Origin of the sequence: Actinoplanes regularis (assembly GCF_900188005.1) — a bacterium.
Lineage (GTDB): Bacteria > Actinomycetota > Actinomycetes > Mycobacteriales > Micromonosporaceae > Actinoplanes > Actinoplanes regularis.
This window is the reverse complement of the sequence record NZ_FZNR01000008.1, coordinates 24,135-41,073: the sequence shown is the minus strand read 5'-3', so window position 1 is coordinate 41,073 and position 16,939 is coordinate 24,135. Positions and strand designations below refer to the sequence as shown.

At 66.8% G+C, this 16,939-nt stretch carries 12 protein-coding genes and 1 pseudogene; 5 read left to right on the top strand and 8 right to left on the bottom strand.

The window, feature by feature from the left end:
• Positions 1-2 precede the first annotated feature (2 nt).
• The 4 genes from tilS (at position 3) to folE (ending at position 4,606) form a co-directional block, all read left to right on the top strand.
• Positions 3-1,010, top strand: a complete 1,008-nt coding sequence (gene tilS, locus CHC09_RS21630) for a tRNA lysidine(34) synthetase TilS (RefSeq protein WP_089294999.1) — start codon at positions 3-5, stop codon at positions 1,008-1,010.
• A gap of 65 nt (positions 1,011-1,075) precedes the next feature.
• Positions 1,076-1,651, top strand: coding sequence for a hypoxanthine phosphoribosyltransferase (hpt, locus tag CHC09_RS21625; RefSeq protein ID WP_089294998.1), 576 nt, complete (start codon positions 1,076-1,078; stop codon positions 1,649-1,651).
• Between the two features lie 298 nt (positions 1,652-1,949).
• Positions 1,950-3,962 carry an ATP-dependent zinc metalloprotease FtsH gene (gene ftsH / locus CHC09_RS21620; protein ID WP_089294997.1) on the top strand — a complete coding sequence of 671 codons (2,013 nt, stop codon included), beginning with the start codon at positions 1,950-1,952 and terminating at the stop codon, positions 3,960-3,962.
• On the top strand, positions 3,959-4,606 hold the full coding sequence (gene folE, locus CHC09_RS21615; RefSeq protein WP_089294996.1) for a GTP cyclohydrolase I FolE: 648 nt from the start codon (positions 3,959-3,961) through the stop codon (positions 4,604-4,606). Before ftsH ends, folE begins: the two co-directional genes overlap by 4 nt.
• A 189-nt stretch (positions 4,607-4,795) precedes the next feature.
• Here the strand turns inward: folE and CHC09_RS21610 are convergent, their stop codons facing one another.
• The 3 genes from CHC09_RS21610 to CHC09_RS21600 are packed head-to-tail and all read right to left on the bottom strand — an operon-like array spanning position 4,796 to position 8,368.
• Positions 4,796-5,056 carry a hypothetical protein gene (locus CHC09_RS21610; protein ID WP_089294995.1) on the bottom strand — a complete coding sequence of 87 codons (261 nt, stop codon included), beginning with the start codon at positions 5,054-5,056 and terminating at the stop codon, positions 4,796-4,798.
• Positions 5,057-5,075: 19 nt separating this feature from the next.
• Positions 5,076-5,777, bottom strand: coding sequence for a hypothetical protein (locus CHC09_RS21605; protein WP_089294994.1), 702 nt, complete (start codon positions 5,775-5,777; stop codon positions 5,076-5,078).
• Positions 5,774-8,368: an FtsK/SpoIIIE domain-containing protein gene (locus CHC09_RS21600; protein WP_089294993.1), complete on the bottom strand. Its 2,595-nt coding sequence runs from the start codon at positions 8,366-8,368 to the stop codon at positions 5,774-5,776. The genes CHC09_RS21605 and CHC09_RS21600 overlap by 4 nt, the downstream gene beginning before the upstream one ends.
• A gap of 382 nt (positions 8,369-8,750) precedes the next feature.
• Here CHC09_RS21600 and CHC09_RS49025 point away from each other — a divergent pair, with 382 nt between their 5' ends.
• The gene (locus tag CHC09_RS49025; RefSeq protein WP_483398206.1) at positions 8,751-9,386 is read left to right on the top strand and encodes an Rv0361 family membrane protein; all 636 of its coding nucleotides are present in this window, start codon (positions 8,751-8,753) and stop codon (positions 9,384-9,386) included.
• 1 nt (position 9,387) lies between these two features.
• Here CHC09_RS49025 and CHC09_RS21595 read toward each other — a convergent pair whose 3' ends face one another.
• The 5 genes and pseudogenes from CHC09_RS21595 to CHC09_RS48870 all read right to left on the bottom strand — a co-directional run bounded on the left by CHC09_RS21595 (position 9,388) and on the right by CHC09_RS48870 (position 16,916).
• Entirely contained in the window at positions 9,388-9,990 is a 603-nt protein-coding gene (locus CHC09_RS21595; protein WP_089295249.1) for a hypothetical protein, read from the bottom strand.
• A complete protein-coding gene (locus tag CHC09_RS21590; protein WP_089294992.1) occupies positions 9,990-11,111 on the bottom strand; it encodes a M23 family metallopeptidase in 1,122 nt (373 codons plus the stop codon). Before CHC09_RS21590 ends, CHC09_RS21595 begins: the two co-directional genes overlap by 1 nt.
• Positions 11,108-11,575 carry a hypothetical protein gene (locus tag CHC09_RS21585; RefSeq protein WP_239138420.1) on the bottom strand — a complete coding sequence of 156 codons (468 nt, stop codon included), beginning with the start codon at positions 11,573-11,575 and terminating at the stop codon, positions 11,108-11,110. The genes CHC09_RS21590 and CHC09_RS21585 overlap by 4 nt, the downstream gene beginning before the upstream one ends.
• A gap of 82 nt (positions 11,576-11,657) precedes the next feature.
• On the bottom strand, positions 11,658-13,643 hold the full coding sequence (locus CHC09_RS21580) for a hypothetical protein (RefSeq protein ID WP_089294990.1): 1,986 nt from the start codon (positions 13,641-13,643) through the stop codon (positions 11,658-11,660).
• Position 13,644: 1 nt separating this feature from the next.
• Positions 13,645-16,916 (bottom strand): annotated as a pseudogene (locus CHC09_RS48870) (ATP-binding protein).
• Between the last annotated feature and the right edge of the window lie 23 nt (positions 16,917-16,939).

Below are 16,939 nucleotides of genomic sequence, written 5' to 3'. Positions count from 1 at the left end.
TCATGGCCCGGATCCCGGCGCCGGTCGCCGCGGTCCGCACGGCGGTCCGGCGCGGTCTGGCGGACCTGCCGCCCGGCGCGCTCGTACTGGTCGCCTGCTCGGGTGGCGCCGACTCGCTGTCGCTGGCCGCCGCGGCCCACTTCGTCGGTGGTCAGCTCGGTGTCGGTGGTCAGCTCGGTGTCGGCGGGGTCGGTCTGGTCACCGTGGACCACGGCCTGCAGGAGGGCTCGGACCGCAGGGCCCGGTCGGTGGCGGCATGGGCGCGCGACGCCGGATTCGACCCGGTGCATGTGTCGACTGTCACGACCGCCGGTCTGCCCGGTGGCCCCGAGGCGGCCGCCCGGACGGCGCGTTACGCGGCTCTCGAGGCCGCCGCCGCGCGGCTCGGGGCGTCCGCGGTGCTGCTCGGACACACCCGGGACGACCAGGCCGAGACGGTGTTGCTGGCGCTGGCCCGCGGCGCCGGGCCGCGCGGGCTGGCCGGGATGCCGCAGCGGCGCGGTGTCTTCCGACGCCCGTTGCTCGACGTGGCCCGGGCGGACACCCGGAAGGCGTGTGCCGCCCTGGGGCTGGTGCCCTGGGAGGACCCGCACAACACCGATCCGGCGTACGCCCGATCCCGGGTCCGGGGCGCGGCCCTGCCGACGCTCGTGGCCGAGCTGGGGCCCGCCGTGGTGGGCAACCTGTCCCGGACGGCAGCGCTGCTCGCCGCCGACAACGAGGTGCTGGACGAGCTGGCCGTCGAGGCGCTGGAGCGGGCCCGGTCCGCCGCCGGGCTGTCGGCGCCGGTGCTGGCCGGGCTGCGGGCCGCGATCCGGGGCCGGGTGCTGCACCGGTGGGCGCGGGAGCTGGGGGCGCCCGGGAGCGCGCTGGCGTACGGGCATGTGACCGCGCTGGACGCGCTGGTGACCGACTGGCACGGCCAGGGCCCGGCCTACCTGCCCGGCGGGATCGCCGTGGCGCGGCGGGGGAGTGAACTCGTTCGGGTGGTTCCGGCCCCTACCAAGTGAGCGATCCGGATCGGAATCCGCCCCCGTTTCACGAACGGTAACCTCCATGCGGCAGGCTTAGCCCCATGGCTGATGGTTCTTGGTACGACGCCGACATCGACCACGTGATCATCTCGGAGGAGCAGATCCGCGAGAAGATCGACGAACTGGCGAAGCAGGTTGCCGCGGACCACGCGGATGCCGCCGACGGGATCCTCCTGGTCTGCGTGCTCAAGGGTGCGGTCATGTTCATGGCCGACTTCGCCCGTTCTCTGGGGCGGCAGGGGCCGTCCACCGAGATGGAGTTCATGGCGGTCTCGTCGTACGGGCAGGGGACCACCTCCTCCGGCGTGGTGCGCATCCTGAAGGACCTGGATCGGGACATCGCGGGCCGGCACGTGCTGGTCGTCGAGGACATCGTGGACTCCGGGCTGACCCTGTCGTGGCTGATGAAATACCTCGAATCGCGGCAGCCGGCCAGCGTCGAGGTGGTCGCGCTGTTCCGCAAGCCGGACGCGGTCAAGGTGCAGGTTCCGGTTCGCTACGTGGGCTTCGACATCCCCAACGAGTTCGTCGTCGGTTACGGTCTGGACTTCGCCGAGCGTTACCGAGAGCTTCCGTACGTGGGTGTTCTCAAGCCGGAGGTCTACGCCCGTAGCTGAACCAATTTCTCAGCGTGTTCTCAGTAATGGTGGTTATAGCCTGTTTTATTGCTGAAACGCGCTGGATTGCGGGGGGGTTACGTGGAGTTCGCGCTGCAGCCTCACGGGTTCGCAATCCGTGCCTACGGTGTACGGTCGAGTGACCGATGGCGTGGTGTCACGAGCGCCGGAGGGGCTGGGAGTGATTCGCCACCGCCAGACGGGGGCAGTTGATCCCGGCGGCCGCCGGTGAGCGGCGACGTTGAGGTGACCAGGACGCCGATCAGGAGGGTCCGGGCGCTTGGCGCCCGACAACAGTATGGAACGTACGCGTTTCTTCCGCCGCCCGGTGGTCTGGATCATTCTGGTGATCATCGGCGTTATCGCGCTGAGCTCGATCTTCGCCAATGATCCCGGCTACCAGCGGGTAGACACTTCGGTCGCACTCGACCGTCTGAACCAGCCCGGCATCGAGAAGGTCGTCCAGAAGGACAAGGAGCAGACGCTCCAGATCGACCTCAAGAGCCCCGAGCAGTTCGACGGCAAGTCGACGAACAAGATCGAGACCCAGTATCCGTACGAGGTCACCAGCGCCATCTGGGACGACGTCGAGCAGGCCAAGTCGGCCGGGCGGATCACCGGGACGATCAACACGACCGTCTCGGGCGACAACATCCTGCTCAGCCTGCTGATCAACCTGCTGCCAATCGCCATTCTGGTGATCCTGCTCCTGCTGTTCATGTCGCAGATGCAGGGCGGCGGCTCCCGGGTGCTCAACTTCGGCAAGTCCAAGGCGAAGATGATCACCAAGGACACGCCGAAGACGACGTTCGCCGACGTGGCGGGCGCCGACGAGGCGGTCGAGGAGCTGCAGGAGATCAAGGACTTCTTGCAGAACCCGGCGAAGTACCAGGCCCTCGGCGCCAAGATCCCGAAGGGCGTGCTGCTCTTCGGTCAGCCGGGTACCGGTAAGACGCTGCTGGCCCGCGCGGTCGCCGGCGAGGCCGGGGTGCCGTTCTACTCCATCTCCGGCTCGGACTTCGTGGAGATGTTCGTGGGTGTCGGCGCGAGCCGGGTCCGCGACCTCTTCGAGCAGGCCAAGTCGAACGCGCCGGCGATCGTCTTCGTGGACGAGATCGACGCGGTCGGCCGGCACCGTGGTGCCGGCATGGGTGGCGGCCACGACGAGCGCGAGCAGACCCTCAACCAGCTGCTCGTCGAGATGGACGGCTTCGACACCAAGGGCGGCGTGATCCTGATCGCGGCCACCAACCGGCCCGACATCCTCGACCCCGCGCTGCTGCGTCCCGGCCGTTTCGACCGGCAGATCCCGGTCGACAACCCGGACATGGAGGGCCGCAAGGCGATCCTGCGGGTGCACGCCAAGGGCAAGCCGTTCACGCCCGACGTCGACCTCGACTCGGTGGCCCGGCGTACGCCCGGTTTCTCCGGCGCCGACCTGGCCAACGTGATCAACGAGGCCGCGCTGCTGACCGCGCGCAACGAGAAGCGGGCGATCTCGAACTACTTCCTCGAGGAGGCGATCGACCGGGTCATCGCCGGCCCCGAGCGCCGCACCCGGGCGATGAGCGACAACGAGAAGAAGATCACCGCGTACCACGAGGGTGGACACGCGCTGGTCGCCTACGCGCTGCCGCACTCCGCACCGGTGCACAAGGTGACGATCCTGCCGCGCGGCCGCTCGCTCGGTCACACGCTGGTCCTGCCGACCGAGGACAAGTACACCCAGACCCGTGCCGAGATGATCGACACCCTGGCGTACGCGCTGGGTGGCCGGGCCGCCGAGGAGCTCGTCTTCCACGAGCCCACCACCGGCGCCGGCAACGACATCGAGAAGGCGACCGGCCTGGCCCGTGCCATGGTCACGCAGTACGGCATGAGCTCCAAGCTGGGCGCCGTGAAGTACGGCACCAGTGGTGACGAGCCGTTCCTGGGTCGCAACATGGGCCACGAGCGGGACTACTCGGACTCGGTCGCCGCCGACATCGACGCGGAGGTGCGCGCTCTGATCGAGCTCGCCCACGACGAGGCCTGGGAGATCCTGGTCGAGTACCGCGACGTGCTCGACGACATGGTCCTCGAGCTGATCGAGAAGGAGACGATCACCCGCGAGGACATGGACCGGATCTGCGCCCGGGTGCAGAAGCGTCCCCCGATGTCCCCCTTCAACGGCTTCGGCAAGCGCCTGCCGTCGGAGGCTCCGCCGGTACTCACTCCCGCCGAGCGGGAGAAGCTGAAGGCACAGGCCGAGGCGGACGGCCAGATCGCGGTCGGAAACCCGAACGCGAACGGCTCTGAAAGCAGCATCTGATCAAAACGCGCGACGAACTCGATTACCTCGCCGCCCGACTGGTCGACGGCAAGCTCACCGGTACCCCGGTCGAGCAGGCCGTCGACCTCGGGCGGATCGAGAAGGCGGTCCGGGAGATCCTCTTCGCGATCGGCGAGAACCCGGACCGGGACGGCCTCGAGCGGACCCCGGCCCGGGTCGCCCGTGCCTACGCCGAGCTCTTCGCCGGCCTGCGGGTGGACCCGGCGACCGTGCTCACCACCACCTTCGAGGCGGACCACGAGGAACTCGTCCTGGTCCGTGACATCGAGGTGCAGAGCATGTGCGAGCACCACCTGTTGCCGTTCAAGGGTGTCGCGAGCATCGGCTACATTCCGGGCACCGACGGCCGGATCACCGGACTGTCGAAACTGGCCCGCCTGGTCGAGGTCTACGCCCGCCGGCCGCAGGTCCAGGAGCGCCTCACCTCGCAGATCGCCGACCTCCTGATGGAGAAGCTGGAAGCGCGCGGGGCGATCGTGGTGCTGGAGTGCGAGCACCTGTGCATGGAGATGCGCGGGATCCGGAAGGTCGGGGCGCGCACGGTCACCTCAGCGGTCCGCGGCGCCTTCCAGACCGACGGCAAGGTGCGGGCCGAGGCCATGGCGTTGATAAACGCCCGCTGACCGCCCCGGCTCCTGTCGATCCGGGTTTCGGTTCTTGGACCGTGCCCACTCACGGACGTCGCCCCGGAGGGTTTCGCGTTCTGGACGCGTAGCGGCCAGCGAAGCCCGGAGGGGTCCCGGCGGGAGCGGCGATCTGTACCCCAGCGGACGCACGACATCCGCTTCTTGAATTTGATCTAGGTCTGGTTCTCAGATCATGCTTCGGAACTGGTTGGCCGAGTCCATGGCCGCGCGGGTCAGTTGCATCGCCTCGTCGAGCCGGGTGCGAGCCTGCTCCAGGTGCGCGATCGCGGCCACAGCGGCCGGATGGAACGAGCCGACCGAGGTCAGTCGCAGCAGCGCCAACGACTGGTCGAGCTGATCGCTGACCACCTGGATGCCGGTGATCGCCCGGTCCGCCCCGGCCACCGACACCGCGATGTTGGTTTTGACTTCCTCGACGTTCGCCATGCCCAGGTCCTCTCGTGACTCAGCTCAGCAGCTGCTGCAGGCCGACACCCATGCAGGTGAGCAGCACCGGGATGAGGCAGGTGACGATGCCCAGCACCGGTGTCCGGTCCGCCTTCACCCCGCCCTGCTCGCCGTCAGCGCCCCAGACGAAGCCGATGGTGCCCCACCCGAGCCCGAACGCCAGCAGCGGCATGCTGAGCCCGCACAGCAGCGTGTAGGTGGGCAGCGAGCCGCTCGGCGCCACCAGGTAGAGAATGATCTGCACGAACAGCACCGCGGCCGCGAACGGGCCGTACACCAGAAGGTTCCGCGCCCAGGGGCGGCCGGAACCGGCCGGAAGCGGGCCGATGAAAGCATGATCCGCGGCGTCCGCGGTGCGCCGGGCCTGCCGCAGCGCGGCCAGGATGGCGGCCGGACCGCCGGTCATCGCCGCGAGAGCGGCGGCCCGCTCACCCTCCAACGGCATCAGATCCAGCTCCGGTACGCCGAAATCGCGCACCAGCCGTGCTCGTTGCGGGGCGAGCCGGGCCCGCACCGAAGCAAGCTCCTGCTGCGCGGCGCCGATCGTCGTCGCCTGCTCCCCGGCCACCGTGCTGGCCGCCCTGCGCACCCTGTCGAGCTCCCGGGCAGCCGTCAGGTAGGCCGCCCAGGGACCGTCGTCCGGGGCGGCCGCCTGCGCCGGCACGACGCCGCTCTGCTCCGCCTGCTCCTGGTCCGTCATGGGTTGTCGCCCTCCGGCTGCACGAACGGGACCACGGTGGATGTGCGATCGGTGTGCCGGTCGTGCAGCAGCGCCCGGTTCGGCCGCGGCTGCCAGTCCACCGGACGGCCCAGCATCAACGACACCTCCGACTGCGGAACGTTCAGGAACAGCAGCCCGGCCACGTCCTCCCGGCCCACGCTGCCGCCGGTCTCCTCACCGAACCGGCGCACCCCGCGCCACCAGGAGAGCAGATGCGCGCCCCGGCTCGGCCCCTCACGCAGCAGCTGTCGCAGGCCGACCAGGCCGCCCTGCGGCGCGGCGTCCATCCCGAACACCACCCGGTAGCCCGGCTCCCCGGAACCGAGCTCCGCGGCGAGCCCCGCCGCGTCCACCACGACCACGTCCTGCCGGTGGGCGATCTCCGCCGCAAGCGCCTCGGCCAGCGCGTCCCCCTCCGCGACCAGGGACGAGATCACGAACCGGGCGGTCCGCGGCGCGTGACAGGCCGCCACGCTGCGCGCCACCGCGTCCAGGACCTCGGCACCGGCCGCCTGCGAGCCCAGGATCGCCAGGTGCCGGCCCGGCGACGAGTCCAACGGGAACGCGGCGGTCGACAGGCTCACGTCGATCATCCGGCCGACCAGCGCGGTCGGCCGGCCGGCGCGGCCGGCCAGCGCGGCCCGATAGGTGGGGTCGTCGGCGAGATGCTGGTGCGCGTACCCCGCGAAGATCCGTGGCGGGATCGACTCCGGGTCCCGGGCGCCCCACAGCTTGTGCCGCAGCTCGCTCAGCAGCCCCTGATCGGCGTGCGGATCGGGGAAACGAACCACCCGTTCGTGGCCCCGGGTGGCACCTCGCGGGCCGCCCAGGCCGCCGGCCGTGTTCACCACCGCGCTGCCCAGCGGCAGGCCGGCCGCCGAATCATTGGTCGGCTCCAGCACATCACCACCGCCCGGCAACGCTATTCGCACCGGGAACTGGCCGAAGATCGAATCGCGCTTGGCGTACAACGCCTCGACCCCGAGCACGGTCTGACTGGCCAGGACCAGATGGATGCCGTACGACCGGCCCTTGCGGGCCAGCGACTCGAGCAGCCCCACCGCCTCGGCGGCCGTCGGGTCGTTGCCGGCCAGCAGCACCTGGAACTCGTCGATCACGCACAGAACCCGAGGCAGTGGACTTCCCCGGCCCTCCTCCGCGGCGACCGCCCGCAAGTCGGCGAAGCGCGACACCCCGGCCCGCTTGTACGCCATCGACCGGCGGCCCATCTCGGCGTCCAGCTCGCGCAGGACGGCCAAGCCGTACTCCCGGTCGGACTCGACACCGACCGCGCGCGCGTGCGGCAGCCAGGTCCGGTCCCGCTGGGTGGGGACGAACTCGGCGAAGGAGACGCCCTCCTTGAAGTCGAGCAGGTAGAGGGCCAGCTCATCGGGGGAGTAGCGGGTGCCCAGCCCGTACAGCACGTTGATCAGGAAAGCGGTCTTGCCGCCGCCGGACCGGCCGCCGACCATCCAATGCGGAGTCAGATCGTTGAACCGCAGCACCAGCGGCACATCGCCGTGATGCCCGACAACCGTCTCCACCCCACCGGCCGCGTCCGCCGACCACAGCTCCTCGGTCGGCTCGGGCAGCAGATCTGTGAGGGTCACCCGGGAAGCCTCCGCGCTGTGCGCGGCGAGCTCCTGGCAGACCGCGTCGACCAGATGCGGTGGTGGCTCCTCGTCGAGGAAGACCGGCGCGTTCAGCCACGGCGCCTCCGCCGTCGACCCGAAGGCCCCACCGGGCGGGTCGCCGACCACCGCGAACGGATTACGCACCGAGATCGCGGTGGTACGCGGCAGCGGGGCCTGAGTGGTCTCCGCGGTGAGCGGCGGGGGCGGCCAGCCGGCCACGATCAGATGCAGGCCGGAATCCGGTCCCTGCTGCGCCAGCGCGGCGATCCGGCGTAGCTCCTCGCCCTCGGTCATCTCGGGCAGGCTGGCGATCACCACCAGCAGCATCCGATCCCGCCGGATCCGCCGTGCGGTGCCTCGGACCGGGCGCAGCCACTTCTCCGCCTCGGCGAGCACATCCCGCAGGCCCTGCCGGTCGGTGGCCGGTGGAGACATCAGCCCGGCATCGGCCAGCTCCTCGAACGGCTGGAAGACCGCGCCGCCACCCACCCCGTCCACCGTGCGCACCAGCAGCGAGCCGGCCGGCGCGGCCGCGAACAAACGCAGCATCAAAGACCTGATCAGCCCGAAGACTCGTGGATCGGTGGCGCTGGCATCGATGGTGAGATGGCCTACCCCGAGCAGCGGTACGACGGCCGGGAAGCGGACGTCATCGAGCGGCTGGCCGACTCCGATGCGGACGAACTGTGGAGTCTGTCCACCGCCGAGCGGCGCCATCCGCGTCAGGGCGTCCAACGGCGCTCCGAGCCAGCCCGGGGCGACCTGTGCGGCGGCTGCCCGTAGCTGCCCGGCCAGACGATGCTGCTCTCTGGGGTCGGCTGCGTTCGGCGCGAACGCACCTAGGGCGGCGGAGGCCGCGTCCACTGTCGCCACCGCTTGCCGGTGCAAAGCAGCAGCCTGCCGGACCCGCAGAGCCGAATCCGCCACTGCTGTCACCTCCTGTCGCGCGCATAAAACCTATCCCAGACGGGCGGGGGGCTACGCAATGCGGTCCCGGTGGGGTTTCGTGGCATCCGTGGTGGTCGCTCCTATGATGCCCGCCAGGCGAGTCCTATCAGGAGTCACCTGGAGCTGACGATCGTCGGCGACGAGCACACGGCTCGGTCGTTCGCAGTTCGACCGCTTCGAGTCGTTCAACTGTCCAGGCCCGCCAGCGCCATGATTCGCCAGGTGGAACACCCGGGTCGGCCATCTGACGTGGTGGCCCAAGTGGCGGCTGCGTTGGCCGACTGAGGCGTTGCCCAGGTTGCCTTCCGTGCTGTGCTTTGATGCTCGTCCTGTTGTGATGAGACGACGATGACGAATTAGTGTCGTATGTATGCAGCCGCGCGAGCCGAAATCCGGAGTCGGACCCACGCCATCGGGAGCGCCGATGGGCTCGCAGGCCCCATCGGCCAACCCCATCTCGCCACAGACCCCTGGTCCGACCCAGTCTCCGAGCTTGGCCAACCCGTCGCCTGCTCGGTCCGTCGCGACCCTGGCTACATCCCGAAAGCGTGGCGGTAGCCCCAGGGCCCGCCTATGGCTGGCCCTGAGTGCGGGGGTTGTAGCACTGCTCTGTTTAGGTAGCTTTGGAGTAATCGTCGCCCTATACGACAATGCGACAAAAGTAAAAAGGTCGGACCCAAGCGTTGTCATGGTAAATTTCCTGAGCGCATATATGACTCACCGAAATGACCAAGATGCCGCGCTGTATATTTGCAAAGATAAGAGCGACCTCGGCGAGCTAAGCCTCTTCAGGAGGGAGATTGAGGCAGCTGAGAAGAAGTACTCAATCGAGGTTGTGGTAACCTGGAGGAACTTGAACGTTCAAATCTCGGGTGACCATGCGGCTGCGACTGTTGATATTGTTCGTACGGTTTCGGATGGCTCGGAAAGAACGTCTGCTCCATGGAAATTCGATCTATTGAATGATGGTGACTGGCGCGTTTGTTCCGCTAGCCCAAATTCATGACTTATTCAATCCAGAGGAGCTTTGCGTGAACCTCTAATGTTTGGGGAACGTGGCCGCTCCAAGACCAGTTATACCATTCAAGTTCCTTAGCCACTCGTGCGCAAATATTGCCGTCTTCGCCGGTGTAAAGCTCTGTCGCCACGCGCAGATCGCGCTGCTCGACGCCGTCCTCGAGGAGTCTGATCGCGCGCCGTCCCATTAAAGAAATTGCTCGTTCGGCCAATGTTGGAAGGCGTCGCGGCGGAGCGTCGAGCGATACGAGGTGTGGTTGTGCTTCTTGGATTAAGTTGGACGGGCTGGCGATACCTAGATCTTCCACCCAGACTCGGTCGATCGGGACTAGCGCAGCGAATACCTCTATCTTTTCCGATTCAGACCGATACCACTCTGACTCTGACATAATAGGAACATACGTTCGACTTCCCTTGATTGTCTTTTCGTCTGCTCGCAGATCACTGCGCCAGCCGATGCCGGGAAGTCCAATGAGTACCCGACGGCCACGCAGGCTGTCGGTCATGGTTGCTGGAATCGCTATGACCGGACGAGGCGGATCCAGCTTCCAATAGTTCTGGCCGATAAATGGATCTGAAATGGGATCGTCCATCATCCGGCATTTCCTAGGGGTGCGCCTTGCTTTTGCATGAATGTCACGGGATTGGTTGCCCCGACACTTGACCGATCGTAGTTATAGTGGACCTCGAAGTGCAGATGTGGACCGGAAGAGTTTCCACTTGTACCTACCCGGCCGATGACCTGGCCGGCGGTTACCTTCTGGTTCACCTTGACAAAGGGTGGCTGCACCATGTGACAGTAACGGGTCATTACATTTCCTGCATGGTGAATCTCTACCATCCAGCCACAGCCGCCCTTGCCGGGGTATCCGTCGACGTTGCAGGTCTTCCGTCCCTTGAAGTCTTCATCACACTTCACTACGGATACGATGCCGCTCGCGGCTGCGACGATTGGTGTGTATCTCGAGGCGATCAGGTCGACGCCTTGGTGGTTAGGCCGTTCTGGGCTTCGGAAGCCGGAGCCTACGTCTGCCTTCACCGGGATGGTCCAGCCGGAGGCGGCGACTTGCCCAGCTCCTGCGCACGACATTGAGAGCGAGTTGCCAACGGCGTTCGCTGCACCGTGAGCGAGCATATTGACGATCTGGGTGGCGGCTGGTTCGTGTTTGGCGTATGCATCCGGGTAAGCACTGATCTGGACCGCCTGCGCCGCCCGGGTTAGAGACATGCTCTCCCAGCCCTGAATTGTCTTGAGCTTCTCGTAGAACTTTGTGGCGGCATACTCCGGGTTCTGGATTTCCGCCGGCTTTCCCCATCCGGAGCTCGGGCGTTGCTGGAATAAGCCGAGGGAGTCGTGGTCGTTACGGGCGCCTAGGTTGCCGAGGTTGGAAAGCCCGGATTCCTGCATTGCCGTCGCCACGGCGATCACCCAAGCGCGAGGCGGTAGCCTAAGCCTCGCGCCGACGTTGATGATGATGGCTGCGTTGCGGATCTGTTGCGCGCCATACTGCCGAGCCTTCGGCAGTTTAGCGTTCGCATCGATTGGCCCACCCTGCCCGCATTCGAACCCAGTAGCGGTCAGATTAGCCTGATCGCCGTCGTTGGTGAGTTCACCAAGAAGTAGTACGGTGAGGCTTCCGCCGCAGCACAGTAGGGCGAGAGCGGTAGCCAGAGCGACAAGAAAGACGGCCCTTCGTGGCCGCCGGAGGGTCATGCCCCTTCCCAGTCGATGCCGTCGACCAGCCAATGGCCTTCCGGTGAGACCAGTCGGAGGCCGAGTTTGCCGGAGTTCATGGTGACGATTGCGTTGACCTGTGTCTCGTTGACCACGTCGAGAGCGGGCCGTCCTATCACACGGTCTGCTGGAACACCATCAGGGTCGACTCCGCGAAGTTGGTCGGCGAGGTCGGTGGTGGCGTTTGGTAGCAGACGGTCCAGCCACTTCTTCGAGGTAACACCTGTGTGGCTCACCCAGGCGGAGGCGAAGGCGTAAGCTACCTGCTCTGGCTGGGCTCCGCCTGGACTGGTTTTCGGTGTGGGTGGCGGGTCTGAAAAGACGACGCTGTCATCCTCGGACGGGTCGATGCTGATTGCAGGCGCGGGAGAGCCCAGCCCGATCGGGTTTGACTCGGACTTCCCGTCTGATAAGAGCCGTCCGACGCCGACGATGATCAGCACGAGGGCAACTAGAACCAGGGCAACGCCCCACCTCGAACGGAAAAGAGCGTTAAGTCCACGCGCGAATATCCCCGACATGCAATCACCTTGCCTCGGAACGCATCCGCGGGGTGACCGGCTCCTGAGTGGTGGATCCGGTAGCCGGCCGGTAGATCGTGTACGAGGTCGGCTGTTCGGCCACGTCCGGATCGGTCCAGTCGGTATGCCGGGTCCGCGACCGGTTCTGGGCAGAGCGACTGGTGCCATTGGTGGCATTGCCAGTCGATTCGGCCGTGGCTCTTCCCTGCTGGGTCGACTCATTGCCGTCTGGGCGGTTTGGTGCCGGAAGTCTCGAGCCTTCTTGGAAGCCAGTGCGGCCTGGCTCGCTAAGGGCCGTAGCTGAGTGCGCCGGGTCTTCCAGCCGGGCCTCGGGTCGCACGTTTCGCGGCTCCGCGAAGACCGTTCGACCACCCTTGCCGAGAGCAGGCTCCCGAGTACTTTCGCCGTCCGAGATTTCAAGCTTGGCGGCCTCGCGCATGTCGCGGAAGAACCGACGATGCCAAGAGCCCCCCGAGGCAATCTCGGCGGCGCTGTCTTTTCCACCGAGTTGAGTGATTCGGCGATATGGCCGAAGTAGCAGCCAGCCAACTACGCCGCACAGCCAGACCAGAACTACTTGCAGCCATCCGGGGAGTGTTTCCGTATTCATGATTAGGTCGACGGCGAACAGGTAGATGGCGGCTCCTGTTCCAAAGATGGCAATGTTGAACACTGCCGCTACGACCGCGTTTCCGAGGCGACGAATTCCTGCACTTGCAGGTCTTAGAAGTCCGATTGTCCCGAGAATAGGCGCAACTATCACAGCCCAGCGAAAAACCAAAAAACCCAGCAGGACCAAAACCGAGGCCGTAATGTCGAACATGGCGAACATTAATGCGGCAAGTGCGGCGATGAATCCCGATCCGATGCGCTCCATGCCGTTGGTTCCCTGAAGGTATTCGTAGGCTTCAGGATCCTCGGTCTTGATCTGGGCTGAAAGTGCCCGCCATTCAGCCTTCTTTAGTTCGATCCTTGCATCTCGGGTCGTGGGATTATTTCGAATGTCCTCAACGTCATCCCATTGGAAAGAATGCGCCCGATAAAGAGCGGCGCCATACTTTTGAGCAGTCTCGCTATCTGCCGATCCAAGGATGCCTCGTAGCCAGTTTCGATAGAGCATGGTTTCGGTTACGGTATCGCTTGCGCGTACGGCAGGCGGTCGGTTATCGATGCATGCCTTTGGGTCGCCAAGCTTGCAGTTCTGCTCCACATCGCTTTGCTTCTTTGGGTCGAGCGCATTGTGAACAACGTCTAGTGATGTCACAAGACTTTGATCTGCTATATTCGCCGACCGAACGGGCCATGCGGCGATCGCTGTAACGGCAACCATGATGAGGATGGCCCAGCCAACAGTGGTTGTTGCCGCGCCCATGTCGGCCTGCCGGGAGCGCCAGATTAGGTATAGACCGATTATTGCGAGAGTGATTGCGCCGAAGACGTGGAATACTTTTTCGTAAACGTCCTTGGTTGCTTGTTCGACAAGGCTGTCGGCCCAACCCCACAGGGATTTCGGATCCCAAGCGCGCTCGCGAAGCGCGTTCGATGCTCCAATAATTGCTGTCGCAACCATAAATTCGCCGTTTGCGATGGTCGACTCGGCTCGCGAATCAACTTCGGTGATCGGAGCTGCGCATCCACCACCCTGGTCATAGCTTGGAAAATTATACCCAGCATACCCATATTGGGTATAGATGCCAGTTCGGCCGGTCTCGATTGATTGTGCTGGCCGCTCCGCGAACCACCCAGCCAATCCCGAATCGGGTGTGCTGGGGGTTGGTGCATTTTCGCATTTCGCCTTGTCTCCAACAGACTTCTTAAGTCGGTCAAGGCACTCGTCAATGCCGTTACGCCATTCTTCTACGCTGCAGGCGCCACCTGGCGCTTTAGTAGGCGCTGCGTATGCGCTGGCTGGGGTTGCTACAGCCCAGGCGACGGATGCCACCACTGTCATGACCAGGACTGAGAACAGCGCCAACCCCCGCCGCACCATCTCAAACCTCCAGGTCGGACGGGAGGGGCACCACCGTCGGCGGTGCGACTCCGGGTGTGGTGTCCAGGTGCTCCAGCAAGCCCTCGACGTATGAGACGTCGACGCGGACCTTCTGGACCCTCCCGTCCACGTCCCGCATGACGAATTCGCGGAAGCCCAGGCGGTGCTGCGACGCCGTGTCGACCTGGGAGAGGCTGGCCAGCGTGGCCTCGTAACCGTCGTGGACCGGGACTCGCAGCAAACGGAGCGCCTCGGAGGCGATCTCCTGGTCTTCGGCGATCCGGCCGACGAAGACTGTGGAGACCAGGTTCTGGACGTCCAGGCCGAGGATGTCGCGGGGGTTCTGCGAGGCGACGAGCGCGGCCAGGTTCCATTTCCGGGAGTCGCGGGCGAGCCGGACGAGGAAGGAGCGGCCGGAGCGCCAGCCTTCCATGAAGTGGGCCTCGTCGAGGCCGACCATCTTGCGGGAGGACATCGAGCCGCCGTAGCAGCGCCGGACCGCGAGGCGGTGAGCGGTGTGCAGCATCGGCAGGGCCAGCGACTCCTCGGCGGACCAGTATTCCCGTTCGATTTTTAGGTCGGGAAGGCGCAGGCCGGCCATGGTGATCACGGTGAGTGCGGCGTCGGCGCCGAGGAGGTGTTCCGGCGGGCGGCCGAAGAAGAGCAGGGCGAGCGGCATCTCCGCGGTGTCGAGCAGCAGGTTGGCCAGTTCCCGGCCCTCGTCGTCGCCGAGTCCCTGCAGGGTGGTGACCACGTCGTCGAGGGTGGAGGTTTCCTCGGCCGGGACCTGCCGCACCGCGTGCCGGAGCAGGGTCGCGGTCGAGGCCTCCTTGGCGACCTGTGGGGGAACCAGCATCGAGCAGATGTCCTGGACCAGCATGCGGCGTTCGGCCCGGGCGTTGGAGATCGCGATCTCGTACTCCCGGTCGCCGGTGGGGCCGGTCGGGAACTCGGAGCGGATCGGGGTCGGGATCAGCGAGTACGGAGCGAGGGTGCCCTGCTCGGAGCCGGTCAGGTTCAGAACGCGGCTGTACGGCCGCAGCTCCGGCATCTGGCACAGGCGGGCGAGCGGCCCGGACGGGTCGAGCAGGGTTACCTGTACGCCACGGCGGGCGTTGAGGTAGCCGAGCGCGCCCATCAGCGTCGACTTACCACCACCCGGCTCGGCGACGAAGACGCCGAGCCCGGAGCGCTCCCGCACCTCCATCGGGAAGTGCAGGTCGAGGAAGACCGGGCGTCGGCAGGTGCCGGCGGTCCGGCCGATCAGGTCGCCACGCCGGTCGCCGACCGTGGAAGCAGCCTGTGGGAGCGCCGCTGCCAGCAGTTTGACCGGCATCCGGCGGACGTATCCGGTGTTGGCGATCGGCTCGCCCGGGATGAACTCGCGGGCCAGTTGGTCCTGGTTCTTCGGGTGTTGCAGGGAGATCCGCAGCTCGCGGGAGTAGAGCTGAATGAGCCGGCGAGCGCGTTCCAGGCACTCCTCGCGGTTGGCGCCGCTGACCGCGATCCGGTGCCAGCCGTGTGCCCGGGCCGAGTCGGTGGGCAGGCCGGTGGTCATCTCGTCGCCGATCACCAGTGCGCGTTTGGCCAGACGCTCCAGTTCCGGCGGGGCGTCGATGCCGTGCTCGGCGTAGTCGAGCTGCTGCGACCGGATCATCCGGAGCCGGTGTTCGAGGTTCTTGAAAGAGCTGTTCGAGCCGAGGATGTCGAGCCGGGAGGAGAGCTCCATCGGCCAGGGCAGTCGCTCGTGGAAGTGCATCCACGGCTCATGCTTCTCCGGGATCTCCAGCGGCTCCATCCGGCCGACCGAGAGGACCGCGACGTGGCGTTCCTCGCCGGTCATCCGATTGACCAGCTTGACCGTGGAACCGTACGGCGTCCGGTAGCGCTCCACCTGCTCGGTGAGGGCGAGCAGGTCCCCGGTCTCCCAGTGGCCGTTGGAGACCGGCGACAGCAGCCCGGGCGGGGCCATGCCGAGCGCCACCGAACGGAACAGCAGCCACTCCAGCTCCTGCGGGGTGACCCGCCGGCCGCGCATCCCGAACGCGTTCAGCACCTCGTCGAACTGTTCGACCGTACGGCCGAGCTTGCGCCGTTCGTTCTCCGAGGTGCCGCGGCCGAAGGCGCGCAGGATCCGCTCGGAGAAGGTGTCGCCGAGCGAACGCCGGGCGAAGGTGACGCCGAGGTAGGTCTGCCCCTCCGCGTGGTTCACCGAGAGCAGGTGTCGCTGCGCCGCGACGAGATGGTCCGACCAGGACGTCGCGCCGTGCACGTCAGGCAGCGGCTTGGTGGTGAACGAGTCGACCGTGCGAGCCCACTCGTCGGCCGGGAACGGCCGGGTGGTGCGCCGCAGGTGCAACCGGAACCCGGCCAGGCCGGCGTACTGCTCGGAGATCGCGCTGAGCAGCGCCTCGCGCTCCGCGTCGGGACGGAACGCCCAGCGCACCTCGGGCAGCGAGTACCACGCGGTCACGGTGCTCTGGGTGAACGTCAGGTGCCCGGCGATCTCGCTGATCGCCAGCTCGATGGCGGGATCGCGGTCGTTGAACTTGAGCTTGTGCGGGCGCAGTGCCGCGGCCTTCGGCTCCTTGCGGCGGGCCTGCTTGGGCTCGCGCCGGGCGGGAGCCTTCTCCGTGCGCTTGGCCGGCGCCTTCTCCGGCACGGGAACCGGCAGCGGTGCGGCGGCCGGGGCGGGCAGCAGGCCGGGTGCCGGCGCCTTCTGCCGGGCCGGCGGAACCGGGGCGGGCTGTGGCGGCCACTCGTCGAAGTCGGACCAGTCGTCGGGTTCGTCGGTGCCGGGATCCGGCTGGAAGTCGGGCTTCGGCACGGGGTGAAGGGCTCGGCGGTGAAGGGCTGGGCGGGGGCCGGAGCCCGGGTGAGGGACGTGCCCTGCCAGCCGTTCGAAGCGGGCGGGTCGACGGCGACCGGCAGGGGCGCCGGGCCGGACCCGTTGGTGCGATGGCCGTTGGCCGTATCCGGTTTCGTCGGAGGATCACTCGGACGGGTGGGCAGGGGGCCGCCGGCGCCGCCGAACAGATCGAGGAACGGGGAGTCGATGTCCATGGTGGTGTCGATCGGGGCGCCCGGTGACCGGACCGCGCCCGGCGCCTGGAATACGCCGACGCCGCCGTGTCCGGGAGCGACGACCAGTTCCTCGGCTCCTTCCAGCGAATCGGGCGAGGAGTAATTGTCCGAGCGCACACCGTTACTTTGCCTGCCCGGGGCGGAAGCGCCCGCGCGGGGGCGCCCGTGCGGTGGAGGGGTCGTGGTCATGCGAGAACACCGCCGAGGATGGC

Bases quoted from the DNA above. Each gene is read 5' to 3' on its own strand.
- tilS (WP_089294999.1), top strand. From the start codon at position 3: ATGGCCCGGATCCCGGCGCCGGTCGCCGCGGTCCGCACGGCGGTCCGG.
- hpt (WP_089294998.1), top strand. From the start codon at position 1,076: ATGGCTGATGGTTCTTGGTACGACGCCGACATCGACCACGTGATCATC.
- ftsH (WP_089294997.1), top strand. From the start codon at position 1,950: ATGGAACGTACGCGTTTCTTCCGCCGCCCGGTGGTCTGGATCATTCTG.
- CHC09_RS21610 (WP_089294995.1), bottom strand. From the start codon at position 5,056: ATGGCGAACGTCGAGGAAGTCAAAACCAACATCGCGGTGTCGGTGGCC.
- CHC09_RS21605 (WP_089294994.1), bottom strand. From the start codon at position 5,777: ATGACGGACCAGGAGCAGGCGGAGCAGAGCGGCGTCGTGCCGGCGCAG.
- CHC09_RS49025 (WP_483398206.1), top strand. From the start codon at position 8,751: ATGCAGCCGCGCGAGCCGAAATCCGGAGTCGGACCCACGCCATCGGGA.
- CHC09_RS21595 (WP_089295249.1), bottom strand. From the start codon at position 9,990: ATGGACGATCCCATTTCAGATCCATTTATCGGCCAGAACTATTGGAAG.
- CHC09_RS21590 (WP_089294992.1), bottom strand. From the start codon at position 11,111: ATGACCCTCCGGCGGCCACGAAGGGCCGTCTTTCTTGTCGCTCTGGCT.
- CHC09_RS21580 (WP_089294990.1), bottom strand. From the start codon at position 13,643: ATGGTGCGGCGGGGGTTGGCGCTGTTCTCAGTCCTGGTCATGACAGTG.